We start from the raw sequence: 737 nt of genomic DNA, 5'->3' as shown, positions 1-737 counted from the left end.
CTTCACTTGTTGCTATCGTAACCGTGACAGCACTAGTTGTTGGGTTAGATCTAGCGACACGTACAGTTGTCGACTTCCTACGTTCTATGTCAGGTAATGAAGCTGCTACACTAGCAGGCTCTTTGCCAACCTTCTCTATTCCATCAGTGCCATTTACGCTAGAGACTCTGCAAATCATCTTGCCTTATGCAGTGATCCTTGCGGCCATCGGCCTAATTGAATCTTTGCTAACGCTGACCGTTTTAGACGAAATGACCAACACTCGTGGCCAATCTAACCGCGAATGTATCGGTCAGGGCATGGCAAACATGACATGTTCTGTATTCGGCGCGATGGGTGGTTGTGCAATGATTGGGCAGTCAATGATCAACGTAAACTCCGGTGGCCGTGGCCGTCTGTCTGGCATCGTAGCGGCTGTAGCTCTGCTGATGTTCATTTTGTTTGCGTCATCGTTGATTGAAATGATTCCACTAGCAGCCCTAGTTGGTGTGATGTTCATGGTTGTGATTGGCACATTCGAATGGGCAACATTTAAGTTGGCTCGCCGTGTACCAAAGCAAGATTTCTTCGTTATCGTACTAGTAACTGTCGTTACAGTACTGACTGACCTTGCTGTTGCGGTCGCGGTTGGTGTAATCGCTTCAGCGCTGATGTTTGCATGGCAACATGCGAAGCACATTTACGCAGATACTTGCTTGAACGCAGAAGGCTCAAAAGAGGACAAAATTCACGGTCCA

At 47.8% G+C, this 737-nt stretch carries 1 protein-coding gene; it reads left to right on the top strand.

Going from position 1 to position 737, the window contains the following annotated elements; genetic code table 11:
* The coding region (locus R7Q46_RS26815; RefSeq protein WP_318078176.1) for a SulP family inorganic anion transporter at positions 1 to 737 on the top strand (737 nt) is incomplete at both ends.

It is taken from the genome of Vibrio sp. 811, assembly GCF_033339195.1.
The sequence above is the reverse complement of the archived record's forward strand: the minus strand, read 5'-3'. Positions and strand labels throughout refer to the sequence as shown.